The following is a 17,713-nucleotide window of genomic DNA, read 5'->3' as shown; positions in this document are numbered from 1 at the left end:
TACGCCGCCCATCCAGCAACAGCCCCCGCAGATACGTCTCGCCCTTGGCCCGCTGATCCGACCGGGCCAAAGGAGCGAACACCTCCGCCGCAAAGGACTCAAGACATTGCCGGACATGGACAAGCTCCTCAGGAGTCACCGAAGCATGAAATCACCCAGCCTGCTCCACGTCCCCACGACACGCCAAGACCTAACAAAGTACTACTAGGGCGCCCCGCCGATGTGCTTGGCGTTCACCGCTTCCCACACCGCGTCGAAGTTGTCGTACCGGTCGCTGTCCGGCAGGCCGCCGAGCGAACCCAGCACCGAGTCGCCGCCGCCTGCCGCGGCCGCTCGGCGTAGGAGTTCCTCGCGGCCGCAGGGGTACTCGGTCTCGGACAGGTGCTGTTCGAGGCTGGTCCGGTCCGGAGCGGGCATCGCACACCTCCCTGGTCGGTCTCCTCTCCCGCGTACCCGGGGCAGCGGGGACGGAAACCCGCCGGAAGACGGGCTAACCGCGTTCCGCCAGCGACTGCGTCCCGAGCACGCCCAGCAGCGCCAGGCGGTCGGCGTCTTCGGTGCCGGGCTCGGCCGTGTACACCATCATCCGCAGGTCGCTGCCCGCGACGGCGAGGACGTCGCAGTCGAGGGTCAGCGGGCCCACGTCCGGGTGGTCGATGGTCTTGCGGGCCGCTTCGTGCCTCCCGAGCGCGCCGGCCTCCCACAGTGCGGCGAACCGCGGGCTGTGCCGCCTGAGGTCGGCGATGAGCGACCGGAGGTCGAGGTCGTCGGGGTAGCGGCCGGCCGTGCGGCGCAGGTCGGCCACCAACGCCGCGTGCAGCGCGTCGCGCGACTCGGGCGTGTCGCGCACCCGGGTGTTCGGGTTCAGGAAATTGCGCCGGACGCCGTTGAGGTCCTTGCCCTGCCACTCGCCCATGAGGGCCGTGTACAGCGGATTCGCCAGCAGCTGATGCCACGCCGCGTCGAACACGGCGACCGGTGTGCCGGACAGCCGGTCCAGCATGCGGTGGACGCCGGGCGTGATGTGCCGCGGGACCGTGCCGGGGCCCGGGGGCGCGAGGCCGGCGAGGCGGAACAGGTGCCTCCGCTCGTCCGCGGTGAGGCGCAGGGCCCGGGCCAGTGCTTCGACGACCTGGGCCGACGGGGTCGTCGCGCGGCCCTGTTCGAGCCGGACGACGTAGTCGGCGGAGATGCCGGCCAGCTGGGCCAGCTCCTCGCGGCGCAACCCGGCGGCGCGGCGGCGGCCGCCCGCGGGCAGGCCGGCGGCCTGGGGCGTGACGCGGTCGCGCCAGTGGCGCAGGGCCGTGCCGAATCCGGTGTTCGCCATGCCGTCGATTGTGCAAGCCCGGCGCCCGGTTGTCCTGGTACGGCCGGTCCCAGGAAAACCCGGCCACTTCCTGCCCCGGGCGGTCGAGCCGATCGTGGTGGCGAACCCCGAAAGGAGCGCGACCATGAACCAGCTCGCCCTCGTCACCGGCGCCACCTCCGGCATCGGCCGGGCCTACGCCGAGCGCCTCGCCGCCGACGGCCACGACCTGATCGTCACCGGCCGCCGTGCGGACCGCCTCGCCGAGTTCGCCGCGGCCCACACCGACGTCGAGGTCCGCACGGTGGCCGCCGACCTGGCCACCGAAGCCGGTGTCGACACCGTTGCCGCGCTCTGCGCCGCCGAGCCGCTGACCACGCTCGTCAACAACGCCGGCGTCGCCCACTACATGCCCCTGGCCCAGCTGCCCGCCGACCGGGCGCGCGAGCTGGTCCACGTCAAGGTCGCCGCGCCCACCATGCTCACCCGCGCCGCGGTCGCGGGCATGCGGGAACGTGGCGCGGGGAAGATCGTCACCGTGGCCGGGATGATCGCGTTCAGCGGCCCCGCCGGCTCCGCCGTCCTGCCCCGCCGGGCCGTCTACGCCGGTTCCCTCGCGTATCTCGTCGCCTTGTCCCAGACCCTGCACGCCGAGCTGGCGGGCACCGGCGTGCGGGTGCAGGCCCTGTGCCCGGGGGTGGTCGCGACCGAGTTCCACGAGCGCCAGGGCCTCGACCTGAGCGCGGTGCCGCGGATGTCCGCTTCCGACGTCGTCACCGCGTCCTTGCGCGGCTTCGAACTCGGGGAAGTGGTGACCGCGCCCGGTGTCGAGGACGCGGGGCTGCTCGACGCCGTGTTCCGGGCGGACCTCGCCGCCTTCGGCGGGCAGCGGCCGGAACTCGCCTCCCGCTACCGCTGAAGGCCGCCGAAGAACTCGCCCAGCGCGGCCGCGAGCGCCTCGGGGTTCTCCTCGGCCACGTGGTGGCCGGACTTGATCGCGTGCCCGCGCAGGTCCGTCGTCCACGGCCGCCAGACGGCCAGGACGTCGCCGTAGAGGTCTTCCAGGTCGTCGTCGCTCGACCAGAGCACCAAGGCCGGGCAGGTGATCCGCCGTCCGGCGGCGCGGTCGGCGTCGTCGTGGGCGCGGTCGACGCCCAGGCCCGCGCGGTAGTCCTCGAGCATCGCGGTGACCGTGGCCGGGTCGTGGATCGCGCGGTGGAAGTCGGCGAAGTTGCCTTCCCCGAGCCGGTCGGGGGTGTTCCGCGTGCCGACGTCGTACCAGGCGTCGGGGTCGGCGGTGATCACCCGCTCCGGTTTTTCCGGCTGGGCGAAGAAAAACCAGTGGTACCACTCCCGCGCGAACCGCGCGTCGCAGCGGTCCAGGGCCTCGGCGATCGGGACGGCGTCGAGGATCGCCGCGCCGCGGACCACGTCCGGGTGGTCGAGGGCCAGGCGGGTCGCCACGTACGCGCCGCGGTCGTGGCCCGCCACGAAGAACTCCTCGTGCCCGAGGTGCCGCATCAGGGCGACGCAGTCCGCCGCCATCGCGCGTTTGCTGTAGGGCGTGTGGTCTTCGTCGGTCGGCGGCTTGCCGGATTCGCCGTAGCCGCGGGTGTCCGGGCACACGACCGTGAACCGCTCGGCGAGCCGCGGGGCGACGCGGTGCCACGTCGTGTGCGTGCGCGGATGCCCGTGCACCAGCAGGACCGGCGGCCCGGAACCGCCGTGGCGCACCCGCAGCGTCACGGCACCGACGTCGACGTGGTCCAGCGTGAAACCCTCGAACACGCGCTACCCCCAGGCACACGTCCGCTGCCGCACCCCGGCGTCCGGGGTGCGGCAGCGGAGAACGGTCACTTCTTGTCCGTGACGCCCTTCACGGCGTCCTTGATCTTCTCGCCGGCCTGCTTGAGGGAGCCCTTGGCCTGCTCGGTCTTGCCCTCGGCCTGCCACTGCTCGTTGTCGGTGGCGTCGCCGACGGCTTCCTTGGCCCGGCCCTTGAGCTCTTCGCCCTTGTGTTCCAGCTTGTCGTTCATCGGGGTGCACCTTCCGTCGCGGCGACATTTCCGGATCGGCCAGTCGCCAAAAGGGCCTTGACCTCGGGTTACCCACTGGTTCGGAAGCTACACATCGGCCGGCAGGTGCCCGCCCCGCCGCTCGATCCGCTGGATCGCGGGCTCGGCGAGGACGCCGTGCACGATCACCGAGACCGCGATGGCGATCGCGCCGACCCGCCACAGCACGCCCTGCTGCGGTACCGGAAGCCGGTTGAGCGCGTAGGCCAGGTAGAAGATCGTGCCGATGCCGCGCACGCCGAAGAACGCGATCGCCGCCGTCGCGCGCCGTCCCGGTGACGGCGCGCCCAGCAGGGACAGCCAGCCGACCACCGGCCGGACCACCAGCACCGCGACGACGGCGATCACCACTTCGAGGGGCCGCAGCCCGCGCAGCAGGCCGTCGCCGATCGCCAGGCCCAGGCCCAGCAGGGCGAGCGGGACGAACAGCCGTTCCAGCTGGTGGCCGAACGCGTGCAGGACGCCGTGGTACTCGTGGGAGCGCTCCTGGGTGCGCACCGCGACCGCGGCGACGAACACGGCGACGAACCCGTTGCCGTGGGTGGCTTCCGCGAGCGCGTAGGGCACGAACGCCAGCGCGAGCAGGACCAGTCCGTCGGCGTACTCGGCCAGCCGGAGCCGGTCCGACGGTGCCCGGAAGATCGCCCAGCCGAGCAGCCGTCCGGTGAGCAGGCCGGCCACGACGCCGATGACGAGCGGCAGCAGCAGGTCCACCAGCACCCACGACAGGTCCAGCCGGGGCTGCCCGCTCGCCAGGGCCAGGCCGAGGATGACGAACGGCATGGTGAGGCCGTCGTTCAGGCCGGCCTCGGTCGTCAGCGTGAAGCGGATTTCGTTGTTCCGGGCCAGTTCCGGCTCGACGTCGGGGTGCGGGACGCCGATGTCGCCCGCCAGCACCGGGTCCGTCGGGGCCAGCGCCGCGGCCAGCAGCAGCGCGACGCCGGGGGCGAGCGCGAGCCACCAGTGGCCGAGCAGGGCGATCGCGAGGATCGACACCGGCATCGTGAGGGCGAGCAGCCGCCAGGTCGAGCCCCAGCGTTTCAGGCCGAACGGGCGGTCGACGGACAGTCCCGCTCCGGCGAGTGCCACGAGAATGCCCAGCTGGGCGAAGGATTCCACGCCGTGCAGGTGGGCGGCCGGGTCGCTCCAGCCGTTGCCGTAGGGCTCGGGCAGCGGCAGCAGCCCGAGCACGATGCCGGCGACGAGCATCACCAGCGGGACCGAGAACGGCCGGTCGGCGACCAGCTTCGGCACGATCGCCGCGGCCAGCGCCAGCAGGCCGGCCACCCCGAACAAGATGGTCAACGACGACAAGCTCTCCTCCTGCCACTCCTGCCCCGTGGCGCACCGCGACCGGGGTAGCGTGGTGGCAGAGGCGCGCCACGGCTCGGATTCCCGGCGCGCGAGCGGCGAAACCGACGAGGAGGCCGCGGTGACGGCGACGAACGCGGCGGGCGGGCCGTGCCGGTTCTGCGGCAGGCGGCGCGACCCCCGGGTGCCCGGCCGGAACGGGCCGATCTGCGTGGACTGCGTCCGCGCCGGCCTGCGGGTGGTGCGCGACGGCGCGGACCGGGAGAGCGGCGCGGGTGACGTGCTGGCGGCGGTGACGTCGCCGCTGGCCGCGGTGTGCGACTTCTGCGGCCGCCGCGAGCGCCGGACGTTCCTGGGGCTGCGGCGGCCGCTGCTGCGCGTGGACTGCGTGGCGCGGGACGCCGTGATCTGCGTGGACTGCCTGGACCACGCCGGCGACGTGCTGAACGTCGCCCTGCGCGGCTGAGCGCGTTTCCCGCCCGGCTCCCGCGGGTAGCCGGGCGCCATGACGTCCACTCGGGAACACCGCACGCGACCGGAGACCGCCTCGGTCGCCGAAACCCTGCGGGTCGCGGTCGAGGTCGCCCTGCCCACCCTGGCCGGCGGCGTCATCAAGCGCCGCCCGAAGGCGATGGCGATGGCCGGGAAGCTGCAGTTCGACCGCCCGGCCGTGCGCTTGCTGGGCCGGCTGCGCGACCGCCACTACGGCCGTCCCCTGCGGCTACGCGTCCCCGGCCGGACGGTGGAACTGGCGTTGTCCGGCGCGGACGTGCAGCAGCTGCTGGCCGGCGCGCCGACGCCGTTCAGTCCGTCCACAGTGGAGAAACGCGCCGCGCTCGGGCACTTCCAGCCGCACGGCGTGCTGATCTCGGACGCGGCCGACCGGCCGGCCCGCCGCCGGTTCACCGAAGCGGTGCTCGAACCCGGCCGCCCGCTGCACGAGCTGGCGACGCCGTTCACCCAAGCCATTGCCGAGGAATCGGCCGTCCTCCGCAGCGCGGAAACGCTCGACTGGGACACCTTCAACGTCACGTGGTGGCGCCTGGTCCGGCGGATCGTGCTCGGCGCGGGGGCTCGTGACGACGCGACGCTCACCGACCAGCTGGAACGCTTGCGGCTCGACGCGAACTGGGCGTACCTGCACCCGCGGCGCAAGCAGCTGCGCGCACGGTTCCGCGAGCGGCTCGTCGCCCACCTCGGCCGCGCCGAACCGGGCAGCCTCGCCGCGATGATCGCGGAGACCGGCGAAGAAACGGCGCCCGACCAGGTGGCGCACTGGCTGTTCGCGTTCGACGCGGCCGGCATGGCGACGTACCGGACGCTGGCCCTGCTCGCGACCCACCCGGCGGCCCTGGACCGCGCCCACACAGAGCTCGAAGGCGCCGACCTCGCGGAGCCGAACCAGCTGAGCTACCTGCGCGCGTGCGTGCTGGACGCGGTCCGGCTGTGGCCGACGACGCCGATGATCCTGCGCGAGACGACGGACGAGACGTCCTGGGGCCCGGCCGGGACGACGGTGCTGATCTTCACGCCGTTCTTCCACCGCGACCCGGACCTGCCCTACGCCGACCGGTTCGACCCGGACCTGTGGCTCGACGGCCGCGCGGCGGAGAACCCGGCGCTGGTCCCGTTCAGCGCGGGCCCGGCGATCTGCCCGGGCCGTGACCTGGTCCTGTTCTGCGCGAGCACGATGCTGGCGAACCTGGTGCGCGAGCAGGGGTACGAGCAGGCGTCGGGGACGGTGCTGTCCCCGGAGCGCCCGCTGCCGGCCACCCTGGACAACTTCCACCTGAAGCTCAAGCCGGTCGGCTGAGCCGTTTCCGCCGCAGCCGGAAGACCACGACCACCGCCGCCGTCCCCGCCAGGACCAAGGCGATCGGCACCGCCGTCGGCAGCCACGGCCAAGCCCGGCCTTCGAACACCACGCCGTCGGTGGGCAGTTCGAGGACCTTCGCCGTCCAGCGGGCGGTCGCGACGTCGGTGCGGCGGGACAGCGCGCTCACCGCGGTGTCGTAGGGAAACCCGGGCCGGTCGTGGACGTACTCGGGTGCCGGTGCGCCGGGTGGCGGCGTGACCCCGCGCGTCGCACCGGGTACGAGCAGCCGGTCGAGGTCCGGCGCGTCGGTGAGGGCCGCCCGGGGCAGGAACGTCAGCCCGTGCCGCGACCGGACCGGGCCGCCGTCGGAGCTCACGGCCAGGGTGCGCGAGGACAACGACTGTCCCTCGGTGTCGAACACCGACGCCAGTTCGACCTCGCCGACGCCGTTCGCGAGCAGCACGCCGATGGTGTCGGGGGTCCAGCGGAACCCGGCGTTGACGATCGCGGCCGCGTCCGGCATCCCGGCCGGCGGGGTCACCGGCACCGCGGTGCCGTACCGGCCCCAGCCGATGGCCAGTGCCGCTTCGGCCGCGACCGGCGGCCCGGCCAGCCGCTCGACCCAGTGCAGCGTGCCGTCGACGCCGGAGAGGATCCCGGCCGTGGTGACGACGGTCCCGTCGTCGACGAACCGCTCCCCGCGCACCCACCGCACCGCCGGGTACTCCGCGGCCCAGTCGTCCACCTTCAGCCAGTGCGCCGTGGCCGGCCGCCCGTCGAGCAGGCCCGCGGAGGCGAGCACCGCGCCGCCGTTGCAGACGCTCAGCAGCTTCGAGCCGTGGCCGGCCTGGTCCCGCAGCCAGGCGAGGACCGGTTCGGTGCCCGGCTCGCCGACGTCCGGGAACGCGGGCACGACGACGAGGTCCGGTGCCGAGCCGCCGAGCCGGGCGGCGAGGCCGGCGAAGTCGAGGTCCGGCACCAGGTCGAGGCCGCCGGTCAGCGGCTTCGGCGCGCGGTGCGGCGCGACCGTGTAGACGTTGAACCGGCCGGTCGCGGCCAGGATCTCGTAGGGGGCGAGCGCGTCGGAGACGACGGCACCGCGGTCACCGATCACGACCACCGCGGTCGGCTTGGCCGGGTCGTGGGGGACCGGCGCCGCGGCGGGGACGGGCCGCGGCGGGCCGGCGGCGTAGCGGGCGTCGAACGCTCCGAGCGCGGAGACGGTCGCGCCCACGGCGGGGACCACCAGCACGGCGGCCATCGCGGCGAGGACGAAGGCGAGGCGCTTGAGCATGATCAGTGCCAGTACTCGGCGCGGCGCCACACCATGGCGGCGAGCATCAGCGGGAACATGACCACGTGCCCGGCGGTCATCAGCGCGCCGCCGGAGATCGCGCCCAGCCAGTACGGCACGAGCAGCGCCACGAACGGCAGGTACATCACCGCGGCCATCTCGGCGATCCGCGGCCACGAGTGCCGGCGCAGGGCCATCGCGAGCACCATCGCGATGGTCATGTTCGTCGCCATCACCAGCGCCTCGACGTCGGGGCGTGCGAGCCAGGCGGACGGCCACAGCGGGGCCAGCGCCACCATGCCGATGAGCATGGCGACGACCATTTCGACGTAGTGGCCGGTGAACCGGGCGAGCTTGCGGGCGGTGGTCCGGGTGGCTTCGGTGGTGGTCATGGTTCCCTCCAGGTTCGTGCCTGGAACGAGGATCGCGCCCGGCGGCCGTGCTGCCAGGTGCCGGAAGTCATGACCGGAGGTCATGGTTGAGGAGGCGCCTGCCGGTCCGGTACTTTGCCGTCAGCGAAACGATCACGGTGAGTTCGGCCGGCCCGTCCCGTTCCCGGAGCTTGGGGAGACCCCGCCACATGTTCGTCCACGGAGCGGATCGGCCGCCGAACGCCGAGGCGGCTCGCCCGGACGCGCGGCCGAGAGCCCAAGCCGGTCCGCCGAGGCAGCCGGTCCCCGCCGCGATCCTGGCCATGCAGCGCAGTGCCGGAAACGTCGCGGTGACCCGGCTCGTGTCCGCTGCCGTCCCGGTCCAGCGTCAGCCGGAGAACACCCTGTTCACCGAAGCGACCAAGGGCGCCCGAGGCGCGCGGTTGACCGAAGACGCCTACCTGGCGCACGTGAAGAACAGCATCGACGAGAGCCGTCCGATGGCCTTCATCGTCAACGCGATTCTCCCCTACGATGCCGTCGACCGGATCCCGGCCGTGGTCGCCGCCATCGTGCGCGGGTTCTCCGACGGCAGCCGGATCGCGGTGGTCCTCGGCGTCAACGCGCCGGCCGGCAAGGCGGCGCAACTGGACGCGAAACTGGCCGAGGCCAGGGCGATCATCGAACAGCTGCCCCTCCCCGTCGCGCTGGTGCGGTCGGTGTTCTCCGGCAAGTTCCCCTACGGGACCATGCGCAACGCGGTGCTGCACAGCGACGAGTGCCGGCGCATGACCGAGGCGTTCGCCGCGACGGGCCGGCATCCCTACATCTCCGTGCAGGACTTCGACACCGGCTCCCGGCAGGTGCCGGGCGGCCGGCACGTGTTCGACCACTTCGAGCGCCGCCTCGGGGACCGGGAGGAGTCCACCTCCTCCGGCGACGCCGGCAGTCCGGACGACATGGCGACCGAGCGCCCGCGGCCGGTACGACCTCTCCTGGCGGCGGGCGGCTATCGCCTCGATTCCCCGGACGACGCCTTGATCGGCGCCGTTCGCGCGCAGTACGGCAAGGACGGTCCCCGGTTGCCCGACGAGCTGGCCGAACAGCCCAGTGCGGCGCAGCTGGCCAAGCGGCGGGCTTTCCTGGACCGGTTCAAGGCGGCGCTGGCCGAGGACATGCGGCAGCGCGACGCCCTCGCGAAGATCCACCCCCTGCTTCCCTACGCCCCGGAGCCGAACCTGCTGCTCGACGCGCTGCCGAACCTGCTCGGCCCGGGGGCGGCGTCGGCGAAGGCAGGCGCGTACCCGTTCGCTTTCGGGCCGAAGAAATCCGAATTCAGCGCGCTGGGCCAAGCGGTCAACCAGTTCAACGCCTGGGAGCTGAGCAAGCGCTATTCCGGGCCGCACGAGAGCGCTCCGCAAGCGTCGGCGGTCGCCGCCACGACGCCGTCCGATCGCCGGGTCTACGACATTTCCGAATCCCTCTCGGCCGGCGACGGCCCGAGCGAGGAGTTCGCCCCCGCGGACCACCCCACCCTCGAGGAGGACCGCGAGGACATCCAGGCGCGGGTGCGGGCGGACGCCGAGAACAACCGGCTGCCCGAACGCGGCTTGGCGGTGTACACCGACTTCGTGGCCGGTGCCATCGGCACGGATCTGGCCCGCCTCGCCACCGGATTCCTGAAGGACGGGAAGCTTCCGCAGAACCACGTCGAGCTGACCGGCGTGCTGAACAGCTTCTACGCCAGCCGCGGTGCGAAAAAGGACACGAGCCTCGCCCGCTACCGCAAAGGCTACGACGCCACCGCCGGCTATGCGACGGAGGAGCTCCTGGCGCCGGACGGTCCCCGCGCGCTGCCCGCGGAGGCGGCCGGCCTGCTGGGCGACAGGGAGCACAACCTCATGGGCTCCAACGTGTCGGCTCCCCTGGCCGGGGTCTTCTCCGGGGTCCGCGCCGGCATCTCTCCCGACCACCAGCTCGCGGCGAGCCGGGAGCTGGCCCTCGCGACGGTCCACCGCACGAGGTTCCTGGCGACCGTACGGGCCTTGCTGGCCCCCATGCGCGGCACGCCGATGGACGGCAACTGCCTCTACCACGCGGTCAACCAGGCCCGAAGCGGTGCCACGGACCTGGGGGCGGCCATGGCCCTCCGGCAGCGGGTGGTCGACTGGATGCTCGCCGACACCAACCTGGAGAACGTGGCGACGCTCGCGCACGACAACGGCGTCGACCTGCCGCGGCTGATCAACACCGTGGCCACCAACGGCAGCTGGGCAGGGGCTGCCGGAGACCTGGCCCCCACCGTCGTGGCCGGCGCGTTGGGGATCACGGTGGTGATCCACCTCGCTGACGGCTCGGCACACCGGGTGGGTGCCGGCCCCGAGGTCCACCTCGACCTCGCCGGCCACCACTACAGCGTCCGGCCGGGGCCGTGACCTGCCACCGGGCGGTGGTGGCGGGCGCCTCGGCCACTACAGCAGGCCCAGGTCCCTCGCCCGCAGCGCCGCCTGGGTGCGGTCACGTGCCCCGAGCTTGCCCAGGACGTTCGTGACGTGGTTCTTGACCGTGCCCTCGGCGAGGAACAGCGCCGCGGCGATCTCCCGGTTGCTGCGCCCGTCGGCGAGCTGCCGCAGCACGTCGAGTTCACGCTCCGACAGCGGTACCACCAGCGGCTGGGGCCGTGCCTGGGGCACGTCCGGCAGCTGCGCGAACCGCGCGAGGACTTTCGCCGCCACCGACGGCTGCAGCACGGACTCCCCGCGCGCCGCGGCCAGCACCGCCTCCACCAGCCGTGCCGACGAGACGTCCTTCAGCAGGTAGCCGACGGCGCCCGCGCGCAGGGCGGCGAAGACGTCTTCGTCGTCGTCGAAGGTGGTCAGCGCGATGACCCGGGTGCCGGGGTGTTCCACCCGCAGCCGCCGGATCGCGGCCACGCCGTCGAGGACCGGCATGCGCAGGTCCATCAGGACGACGTCCGGGGCCAGCTCGGCGGCTTCGCGCAGGGCCTCGTCGCCGTTGCCGGCCTCGCCGACGACGTCGATGCCGTCGTGCGTGGCGAGCAGGGTGGCGAGGGCTTCGCGGAACAGGGCCTGGTCGTCGACGAGCAGGACGCGGACCGGCGTCATCCGGGGATCTCCATGGTCAGGGCGCTGCCGCCGCCGGGGGTCGAGGTGAAGACGAGCGCGCCGCCGAGGTGGGCGGCCCGTTCGCGGAGCCCGACCAGGCCGAAGCCGGCCGTCGCGCCGCCGTCGCTGCCGCGGCCGTCGTCGCGGACCTCGACCCGGACCGCCGTGGCGGCGTAGCCGAGCAGGACGTCCGCGGTGGCGGCGCCGGCGTGCTTGCGGACGTTCGTCAGGCCCTCCTGGGCGGCCCGGTAGAGCGCTTCGCGCTGCTCGTCCGGGAGCGGGCGTTCGGTGCCGGTCACCGTGAGCCGGGCCGTGACGCCGGTCGCGGACGTCTCTTCGGCGAGCGCCTTCAGCGCCTCGGGCAGCGGCAGGACCGGCCGCGGTTCGCGCAGCGTCCGCACCGAGCGGCGCACCTCGGCCAGTGCGGCTTCGGCCTGCTCCTGGGCTTTCGCCAGGACCTCGTCGGCCTTGCCGGGATCGGTCGGCAGCACCGCCCGCGCCGCCTTCACCTGCATCTGGACGACGGTCAGCGAATGCCCGAGCCCGTCGTGGATGTCACGTGCGACCCGGTTGCGCTCCTGCGCGGTCGCGAGCCGCTCGGCCTGGGCGGCGTAGTCGCGGAGTTTCGCGTGCGCTTCGGCGAGTTCGCGGCGCGAACGCTGTTCCCGCAGCAGCAGTTCGGTGATGATCGCGGCGAACAGCACCGAGATGAGCGTGCCGATGCCTTCCCGCAGGCCTTCGCCCAGCGACATCCCGAGGTGCACGAGCGGGACCACGGCGATGACGAGCGCGATCGCCGGCCGCGGCAGGCGCAGCAGCACGCACTGGCTGACCAGCACGACGAGGAACAACGTCGTCCCGACCCCGGCGTCGATGGTGAACAGCACGAAGGCCAGCGGCAGCTGGACGGCGACGTAGGCCGCGCTCCACGCCAGGTGTTCGCGGGCCCGCACCCAGCCGAAACCCGCCGTGGCGAGCGCGGCGAAGACCGCGCCGAGCACCAGCGCGAGCCGGGGTTCCCCGGAGCCGAGGACCCCGAGCCCGATCGAGAGGAGGGCGCCGCAGGTCAGCACCCCGAGGGCCCGGTTCATGCGGTCACTCTGGAGGCTGCGGGCGCCCGCGGTCAACCACGAAAGCGTTCACACGGCCGTTCGACACCCCGGCGCTTACGCTGAGATCGACGGCCAAGCCGATTCGGGGGTTTGACATCGATGTCAGTGCTCTGGGGCGTGTCCTTCGACGCCACTCCGCTGTCCGGGGTCGTGGTCGAGTTCCTCAAGACGGCGCACCGCTTCGCGGCTCGCGGGCACCGCGTCCACCTGGACCTCGGCTACGACATCAAGGCCGACAAGGGCGCCTTCTTCCGCCCTTACCGCGACGAGGCCGAGCTGTTCCCGGAGTGGGTCACGCTCGACCGCGTCGACGGCGTCGAGCGGATCCACGGCTACGACCGCGCGTTCGTCGAGCGGGTCCTCGGTGACGTCGTCCAAGCGCGCGACGAGACGCTGCGGCCCGAGATCGACCGGATCGCCGGCGAGCTGGCGGACCGGATCGTGGCCACCTGGGAACGCCTCGGCGTCACCGTGGTGATGGTGGAAAACGGGACCCTGCCGGAAAACCTCGCCTACACCGAGGCGCTGTACGCCGCGATCGACCGCTACGGCGCCCGCCACCGGCTCGGCCGGTTCGTGTTCTGGCGCGACCACGACCTGATGTGGCAGAGCGAACCCGGCATCGCCAAGTACGGCACCTTCCCGTACCCCGGCGTCCCCGCGCCGCGGAACTCCCCGCACATCCACTACTTCGCCCTGCACGAACAGGCGAAGGCGCGGACCCTGGAGTGGGTGCCGGGGCTGGCCAACATCGACGTCCTGCCCAACTCCTTCGCCTTCGCACCCGCCCGGATCGACGAGCGCAACGCGGCCTTCCGGCGCGACCACGGCATTCCGGACGGCGTCCCGCTGCTCGCCCGGATCACCCGGATCATCCCGCAGAAGCGCATCGACCGGGACCTCCACCTGCTCGCGCTGCTGCCGGACGCGTGGCTGTTCGTCGCCGGCGACGTCGACGAGACGCCCACCGAGCACGCGCGGCTCGTCGAGCTGGCCGAAGACCTCGGCGTGCGCGACCGCGTCGTGTTCGGCGGCTGGCTGACCCCGTACGACACGGCCGTCCCCGGGCGGTACTCGGTGCGCGACCTCCTCGCGCACGCGACGGTCGTGTCGTTCCTGACCTCGTACGACTACGAGAGCTACGGCAACCCGGTCAGCGAGGCGATCGCGTCCGGGACGCCGTACATCACCAGCGGATACGAGCTCTACGACGTCGTCTACGGCCGCTTCCGGGCCCCGGTGCTGGACATCCGGTCCCGCGACCTGCCGGACGCGGCCTTCGCGCGCGAAGTCGCCGAGCTGATCACCGACGAAGGGAAACGGGCGGAAGTGGTGCGGGTGAACTCGGAACTCGGGCAGGCGCGGTTCGGCGCGCGGGTGGTCGACGACCTGGTCGACCGGCTGTACCCGCCGCCGATGGGCGCGGCGACGCGGCTGAGCGTCGTGCTGCCGGTCTACAACGAAGCCGCGAACCTGCCGGCGGTGCTGCGGACGCTGCACGACCAGCGTGACGGCGACGCGCCCCTGGACAGGAGCCGGTACGAGGTCGTGCTCGTCGACAACAACTCCACCGACGACACCGTGGCCATCGCCCACGCCTTCGCGGCCGCGCACCCGGACCTGGCCCTGCACGTCATCCACGAACCCGAGCAGGGCGTCTCGTGCGCGCGGCGGGCCGGGATGGACTTCGCCGCGGCCCGCAGCCGCAACCGGCCCGACAGCGACCCGGGGGAGCGGTTCTACCTCGTCTCCGCCGACGCGGACTGCCGGGTCGACCCGCACTGGCTGAGCGAGCTCCTGGACGCGATGGAGACGTCCAAGGCCGCCATCGGCGTCTGCGACTACTACTACAACGCCGAGCACTTCACCGGCCGGCCGCGGCTGTGGGACGCGATCCAGAAGACGCTGCGATGCCGCGCGGTCACCTTCGCGCTCTTCGGCGGCTTCCCCGACGGCAAGGGCTTCGCCGTCGAGCGCGACGCCTACGAGCGCGCCGGCGGCATCGAGATCTTCTACCAGCTGCAGGACGGCAAGTTCGTCAACCACCTCTCCGACGACTGGGACTTCGGGATCAAGGTCGCCAACGGCGGCGACCCGATCACCTACGCGCCGCGCTCGCGCGTCGAGATCAACCCGCGGCGCGTCGACCACGCCATCGACGAGGTCATCGCCGGCCGGGCCTACGGCTCCGACGGCATCATCGTCATGCGGGACATCCGGCCGTCGGCGCCTTCGGCTCCCGCCGATCTCACCGAAGCCGAAGCGAGGCAGGCGTGGGAGTTCTCGATCAAGGACTTCACCCCGAAGAACACCATCCTGCCGGTGCTGCTGACCCCCGCGCTGCTGGAAGACGACGCCGTCATCGCCTTCTTCGGGCCGGACCTCGCCGCGCGGCTGGCCCGGCGGATCGCCGAGATCCGGCACGAGATGCGCGTCGTCGACTTCACGCCGATCCACTCCTACAAGACGCCGTCGTACCGGCTGTACTTCGAGTTCGCCGACGAGCTGTTCGCGTGCCTGCGCCGGCACGTCGGCGAAGACATCGGCCACCCGCCGCCGCTGCCGCCGTGCCTGGCGGAGGTGCCGGCCGAGCGGTTCGCGGAGTTCGTCCGCTACTACTGCGAAGACCGCGAGTCGGGCGAAGCCCACAACTACTTCGGCAACGGAGGGGTGTTCTGATGAGCCTGGGCTACGAAGAGGCGATCGGCTCGCTGCACACGATCGACCCGGCGTGGCCGCGGCCGGCCGTGCTCGACGTCCTCGAAGCACCCGAGAACCGGCACCTCCTGGACTTCGTGCAGGAGGACCCGTTCGGGGCCCACGTGTTCCCGGGCAACGTCCCCGGCACGCCGGCGGAGTTCCTGCGCGATCTGGACGCGCAGCTGGCTGCCTCCTCGGGGCCGATCCACCTGTGGTCCTACATCCCCACGTGCGCCTACCGCTGCCGGTTCTGCCAGTACCCGGTGGTGCTGGTGAAGGGGAAGATCGAGAAGGCGGCGGACTGGGTCGACCTCAACATCGCCGAGGCGAAGCTGTGGCTCGACGCCGTTCCCCACCTGCGCGGCGCCGAAGTGGGGGAGTTCAACGTCTTCGGCGGCACGCCGTCGCTGCTGCCGGAGCCCGAGATCCGCCGCCTGCTGGAGTTCTACCAGGAGAACTTCGGGTTCACCGCCGGCACGACGATCCGCTTCGAGGGCGACCCGAGCACGTTCACCCCGGCCAAGCTCGAACTCCTGCGGGAACTGGGCTGCACCAAGCTCTCCAGCGGCGTCCAGTCGTTCGACGACCACGTGCTGCGGATGTGCGGCCGCGAGCACACGGCGTCGATGTGCGTCGACTTCGTCCGCAACGCGACGGCGGCGGGCTTCGAGTGGGTCAGCATCGACCTGATGTACGGCCTGCTCGACCAGAGCCTGGACAGCGTCCGCCGCGACCTCGACATCGTGCTGGAGAACGAGGTCACGGCCGTGGTGTGCACGAAGCTGCACCTGGCGTCCTACAGCGACACCCGCACCGGCGTCACCGGCGAGAAGCCCGCCGCGTGGCAGCTGCCGTCCTACCGGGACAAGCTGGTGCGCGACGGCCACCGCTGGCCCACGCTCGGCGAGCAGTACCAGATGCGGGAGCTGCTCACCGAGGGCCTGCGCGCGGCCGGGTACACCGAGCACCCGACCATGTACTTCGCGCGCGACGGCCTCGGGCCGGAGAAGTGGAAGGCCATCATGGTCGACCAGGACAAGCAGGAGGCCGAGGTCGCGATCGGGCTGGGCGGCAGTTCGAGCTGCCGCGCGTCCGAGGCGATCACCGACGTCAACTCCCGCCGCTACCCCGAAACCGTGCTGTCCGGCCGGATCCCGCTGGGGTCGGCGACGCGGTTCACTCCCGAAGCCCAGGAGGCCCGGGCCGTCAAGATGGCCCTGACGACCTTGCAGCCGCTGCGGGATTCGCTGCACCGCGCGCGCTTCCCGGGGCGTTCGCTGTTCGCGGAACCGTGGCTGGGCAAGTTCCGTTCGCTGGCTTCGCGCGGGCTCGTCGAGCTGCGCCCGGACGTCGTCGCGCTGACCCCGGCCGGGGAGGTGCTCGTCGAGGCGATCATCACCACCGAACTCTGAAGATCACTGCATCGGGTGACAGCCGCCGCGCGGGGACCGCGCCCGGCAGGCAGCATGGGCTCCGGATCTGCCGTACCAAGATCGGAGCCCCGGATGAACCGAACCGTGGCGGGCGCGGCCGCGCTGGCGACGCTCGCGGCCGTGGTGGTCGCGACGCCGGCGCGAGCCGACTACTCGCAGGCGGCCGAGAACTACGCGGGCACGCAGATCGCGCGCCACGAAGGCGTCCAGGGCACGCCACGCGCCGACGCCGTCGGCCAGACGCTCGGCCACGACGTCAGCGGGCACCAGGGCCCGGTCGACTGGGCCGCCGCGGCCGGCGCCGGGGCGAAGTTCAGCTACGTCAAGGCGACCGAGGGCACCGGGTTCGTCAACCCGCAGTTCGGGCAGCAGTACGACGGCGCCCACGCGGCGGGCATCATCCGCGGCGCGTACCACTTCGCCCGCCCGGACGTCTCGGGCGGCGCGGAGCAGGCGGAGTACTTCATCGCCTACGGCGGCGGCTGGCGCCCGGACGGCACCACGCTGCCCGGCGCGCTCGACGTCGAGTACAACCCGTACGGCGACGTCTGCTACGGCAAGAACCCGGCGGACATGACCGCGTGGATCGCCGACTTCACCCGCACGTACCTGGCGAAGGTCAAGCGCAGCGCGCTGATCTACACGAGCACGACGTGGTGGAAGCGCTGCACGGGCAACACCGCCCGCTTCGGGAACACCGATCCGCTGTGGCTGGCGCGGTACGCCCCGGAGGTCGGCGAGCTGCCGGCGGGGTGGGCGAAGCAGAGCATCTGGCAGTTCGCCCGCACCGGCGGCCTGCCGGGCGACCAGAACTACTACAACGGCCCGCTCGGCCGGGTGCAGGCGCTGGCGAAGGGTGCGGCCTAGCGCCGGCGGCGCAGGTCCGGCCACGGCGGCCGGTGCACCATGGTGATGCCGGCGAAGGTGGCGGCGATCAGCCCGACGCCGATACCCAGCAGCGCGACGCGCGTGGCGTCGACCGCCGGTTCCCACTTGGCCTGGCCCTCGCGGACGGTGAACACCCCGACCGGCCGGTGGACCGGGATCACCGTGGTTCCGTCCGGGGTTTCGTACGGATCGCCGAAGATGCGGGGTTGGTTCATACCCGCCATCGAACCGAAAACCGCCGCCGCTGACAAGAACGGACAAATCCTTGTCGCCGCCGTGCTC

17 protein-coding genes are annotated in these 17,713 nt (G+C 72.6%); 7 read left to right on the top strand and 10 right to left on the bottom strand.

Annotation, left to right across the window (positions count from 1 at the left end; genetic code table 11):
• Positions 1–204: 204 nt before the first annotated feature.
• Together I4Q55_RS39120 and I4Q55_RS39115 are read right to left on the bottom strand one after the other, a co-directional pair.
• Positions 205–417 carry a DUF2795 domain-containing protein gene (locus I4Q55_RS39120; protein ID WP_206795513.1) on the bottom strand — a complete coding sequence of 71 codons (213 nt, stop codon included), beginning with the start codon at positions 415–417 and terminating at the stop codon, positions 205–207.
• Positions 418–490: 73 nt separating this feature from the next.
• On the bottom strand, positions 491–1,327 hold the full coding sequence (locus I4Q55_RS39115; RefSeq protein ID WP_206795511.1) for a helix-turn-helix transcriptional regulator: 837 nt from the start codon (positions 1,325–1,327) through the stop codon (positions 491–493).
• Positions 1,328–1,451: 124 nt separating this feature from the next.
• Here I4Q55_RS39115 and I4Q55_RS39110 point away from each other — a divergent pair, with 124 nt between their 5' ends.
• Positions 1,452–2,225, top strand: a complete 774-nt coding sequence (locus I4Q55_RS39110; RefSeq protein WP_206795509.1) for an SDR family oxidoreductase — start codon at positions 1,452–1,454, stop codon at positions 2,223–2,225.
• On the opposite strand, the gene I4Q55_RS39105 is transcribed toward I4Q55_RS39110, so the two are convergent.
• The 3 genes from I4Q55_RS39105 to I4Q55_RS39095 form a co-directional block, all read right to left on the bottom strand.
• Positions 2,216–3,094: an alpha/beta fold hydrolase gene (locus I4Q55_RS39105; RefSeq protein WP_206795508.1), complete on the bottom strand. Its 879-nt coding sequence runs from the start codon at positions 3,092–3,094 to the stop codon at positions 2,216–2,218. The genes I4Q55_RS39110 and I4Q55_RS39105 overlap by 10 nt on opposite strands.
• Positions 3,095–3,159: 65 nt before the next feature.
• On the bottom strand, positions 3,160–3,342 hold the full coding sequence (locus tag I4Q55_RS39100) for a CsbD family protein (protein WP_206795506.1): 183 nt from the start codon (positions 3,340–3,342) through the stop codon (positions 3,160–3,162).
• An 87-nt stretch (positions 3,343–3,429) separates the two neighbouring features.
• Positions 3,430–4,695, bottom strand: a complete 1,266-nt coding sequence (locus tag I4Q55_RS39095; RefSeq protein ID WP_206795505.1) for a cation:proton antiporter — start codon at positions 4,693–4,695, stop codon at positions 3,430–3,432.
• Here I4Q55_RS39095 and I4Q55_RS39090 point away from each other — a divergent pair.
• Positions 4,679–5,158, top strand: a complete 480-nt coding sequence (locus I4Q55_RS39090; RefSeq protein ID WP_242547522.1) for a hypothetical protein — start codon at positions 4,679–4,681, stop codon at positions 5,156–5,158. The genes I4Q55_RS39095 and I4Q55_RS39090 overlap by 17 nt on opposite strands.
• Before the next feature lie 39 nt (positions 5,159–5,197).
• A complete protein-coding gene (locus tag I4Q55_RS39085) occupies positions 5,198–6,505 on the top strand; it encodes a cytochrome P450 (protein WP_206795504.1) in 1,308 nt (435 codons plus the stop codon).
• Here I4Q55_RS39085 and I4Q55_RS39080 read toward each other — a convergent pair.
• Together I4Q55_RS39080 and I4Q55_RS39075 are read right to left on the bottom strand one after the other, a co-directional pair.
• Positions 6,489–7,802 (bottom strand): DJ-1/PfpI family protein, encoded by a 1,314-nt coding sequence (locus tag I4Q55_RS39080; protein WP_206795503.1) that lies wholly within the window; start codon positions 7,800–7,802, stop codon positions 6,489–6,491. The genes I4Q55_RS39085 and I4Q55_RS39080 overlap by 17 nt on opposite strands.
• 2 nt (positions 7,803–7,804) lie before the next feature.
• Positions 7,805–8,194: a hypothetical protein gene (locus I4Q55_RS39075; RefSeq protein ID WP_206795502.1), complete on the bottom strand. Its 390-nt coding sequence runs from the start codon at positions 8,192–8,194 to the stop codon at positions 7,805–7,807.
• Between the two features lie 188 nt (positions 8,195–8,382).
• Between I4Q55_RS39075 and I4Q55_RS39070 the strand changes: the two genes are divergently transcribed.
• Positions 8,383–10,608 (top strand): OTU domain-containing protein, encoded by a 2,226-nt coding sequence (locus I4Q55_RS39070; RefSeq protein WP_206795501.1) that lies wholly within the window; start codon positions 8,383–8,385, stop codon positions 10,606–10,608.
• Positions 10,609–10,644: 36 nt separating this feature from the next.
• On the opposite strand, the gene I4Q55_RS39065 is transcribed toward I4Q55_RS39070, so the two are convergent.
• Together I4Q55_RS39065 and I4Q55_RS39060 are read right to left on the bottom strand one after the other, a co-directional pair.
• Positions 10,645–11,298 carry a response regulator transcription factor gene (locus I4Q55_RS39065; protein ID WP_206795500.1) on the bottom strand — a complete coding sequence of 218 codons (654 nt, stop codon included), beginning with the start codon at positions 11,296–11,298 and terminating at the stop codon, positions 10,645–10,647.
• A complete protein-coding gene (locus I4Q55_RS39060; RefSeq protein WP_206795498.1) occupies positions 11,295–12,389 on the bottom strand; it encodes a sensor histidine kinase in 1,095 nt (364 codons plus the stop codon). Before I4Q55_RS39060 ends, I4Q55_RS39065 begins: the two co-directional genes overlap by 4 nt.
• 120 nt (positions 12,390–12,509) lie before the next feature.
• On the opposite strand from I4Q55_RS39060, the gene I4Q55_RS39055 reads away from it, so the two are divergent.
• The 3 genes from I4Q55_RS39055 (at position 12,510) to I4Q55_RS39045 (ending at position 17,410) form a co-directional block, all read left to right on the top strand.
• Entirely contained in the window at positions 12,510–15,089 is a 2,580-nt protein-coding gene (locus I4Q55_RS39055) for a glycosyltransferase (RefSeq protein ID WP_242547521.1), read from the top strand.
• On the top strand, positions 15,089–16,522 hold the full coding sequence (locus tag I4Q55_RS39050) for a radical SAM protein (RefSeq protein ID WP_206795496.1): 1,434 nt from the start codon (positions 15,089–15,091) through the stop codon (positions 16,520–16,522). The genes I4Q55_RS39055 and I4Q55_RS39050 overlap by 1 nt, the downstream gene beginning before the upstream one ends.
• 93 nt (positions 16,523–16,615) lie before the next feature.
• Entirely contained in the window at positions 16,616–17,410 is a 795-nt protein-coding gene (locus I4Q55_RS39045) for a GH25 family lysozyme (RefSeq protein ID WP_206795495.1), read from the top strand.
• Here the strand turns inward: I4Q55_RS39045 and I4Q55_RS39040 are convergent.
• Positions 17,407–17,646, bottom strand: coding sequence for a hypothetical protein (locus tag I4Q55_RS39040; protein ID WP_242547520.1), 240 nt, complete (start codon positions 17,644–17,646; stop codon positions 17,407–17,409). The two genes, I4Q55_RS39045 and I4Q55_RS39040, sit on opposite strands and share 4 nt — an antisense overlap.
• Between the last annotated feature and the right edge of the window lie 67 nt (positions 17,647–17,713).

Source organism: Amycolatopsis sp. MtRt-6 (genome assembly GCF_017308975.1).
Lineage (GTDB): Bacteria > Actinomycetota > Actinomycetes > Mycobacteriales > Pseudonocardiaceae > Amycolatopsis.
Note: the sequence above shows the minus strand (reverse complement) of the source record. Positions and strands in the feature narration are given on the sequence as shown.

Bases quoted from the DNA above. Each gene is read 5' to 3' on its own strand.
- I4Q55_RS39100 (WP_206795506.1), bottom strand. From the start codon at position 3,342: ATGAACGACAAGCTGGAACACAAGGGCGAAGAGCTCAAGGGCCGGGCC.
- I4Q55_RS39070 (WP_206795501.1), top strand. From the start codon at position 8,383: ATGTTCGTCCACGGAGCGGATCGGCCGCCGAACGCCGAGGCGGCTCGC.
- I4Q55_RS39065 (WP_206795500.1), bottom strand. From the start codon at position 11,298: ATGACGCCGGTCCGCGTCCTGCTCGTCGACGACCAGGCCCTGTTCCGC.
- I4Q55_RS39060 (WP_206795498.1), bottom strand. From the start codon at position 12,389: ATGAACCGGGCCCTCGGGGTGCTGACCTGCGGCGCCCTCCTCTCGATC.
- I4Q55_RS39050 (WP_206795496.1), top strand. From the start codon at position 15,089: ATGAGCCTGGGCTACGAAGAGGCGATCGGCTCGCTGCACACGATCGAC.
- I4Q55_RS39080 (WP_206795503.1), bottom strand. From the start codon at position 7,802: ATGCTCAAGCGCCTCGCCTTCGTCCTCGCCGCGATGGCCGCCGTGCTG.
- I4Q55_RS39045 (WP_206795495.1), top strand. From the start codon at position 16,616: ATGAACCGAACCGTGGCGGGCGCGGCCGCGCTGGCGACGCTCGCGGCC.
- I4Q55_RS39040 (WP_242547520.1), bottom strand. From the start codon at position 17,646: ATGAACCAACCCCGCATCTTCGGCGATCCGTACGAAACCCCGGACGGA.
- I4Q55_RS39090 (WP_242547522.1), top strand. From the start codon at position 4,679: ATGGTCAACGACGACAAGCTCTCCTCCTGCCACTCCTGCCCCGTGGCG.
- I4Q55_RS39110 (WP_206795509.1), top strand. From the start codon at position 1,452: ATGAACCAGCTCGCCCTCGTCACCGGCGCCACCTCCGGCATCGGCCGG.
- I4Q55_RS39115 (WP_206795511.1), bottom strand. From the start codon at position 1,327: ATGGCGAACACCGGATTCGGCACGGCCCTGCGCCACTGGCGCGACCGC.
- I4Q55_RS39120 (WP_206795513.1), bottom strand. From the start codon at position 417: ATGCCCGCTCCGGACCGGACCAGCCTCGAACAGCACCTGTCCGAGACC.
- I4Q55_RS39055 (WP_242547521.1), top strand. From the start codon at position 12,510: ATGTCAGTGCTCTGGGGCGTGTCCTTCGACGCCACTCCGCTGTCCGGG.
- I4Q55_RS39075 (WP_206795502.1), bottom strand. From the start codon at position 8,194: ATGACCACCACCGAAGCCACCCGGACCACCGCCCGCAAGCTCGCCCGG.
- I4Q55_RS39085 (WP_206795504.1), top strand. From the start codon at position 5,198: ATGACGTCCACTCGGGAACACCGCACGCGACCGGAGACCGCCTCGGTC.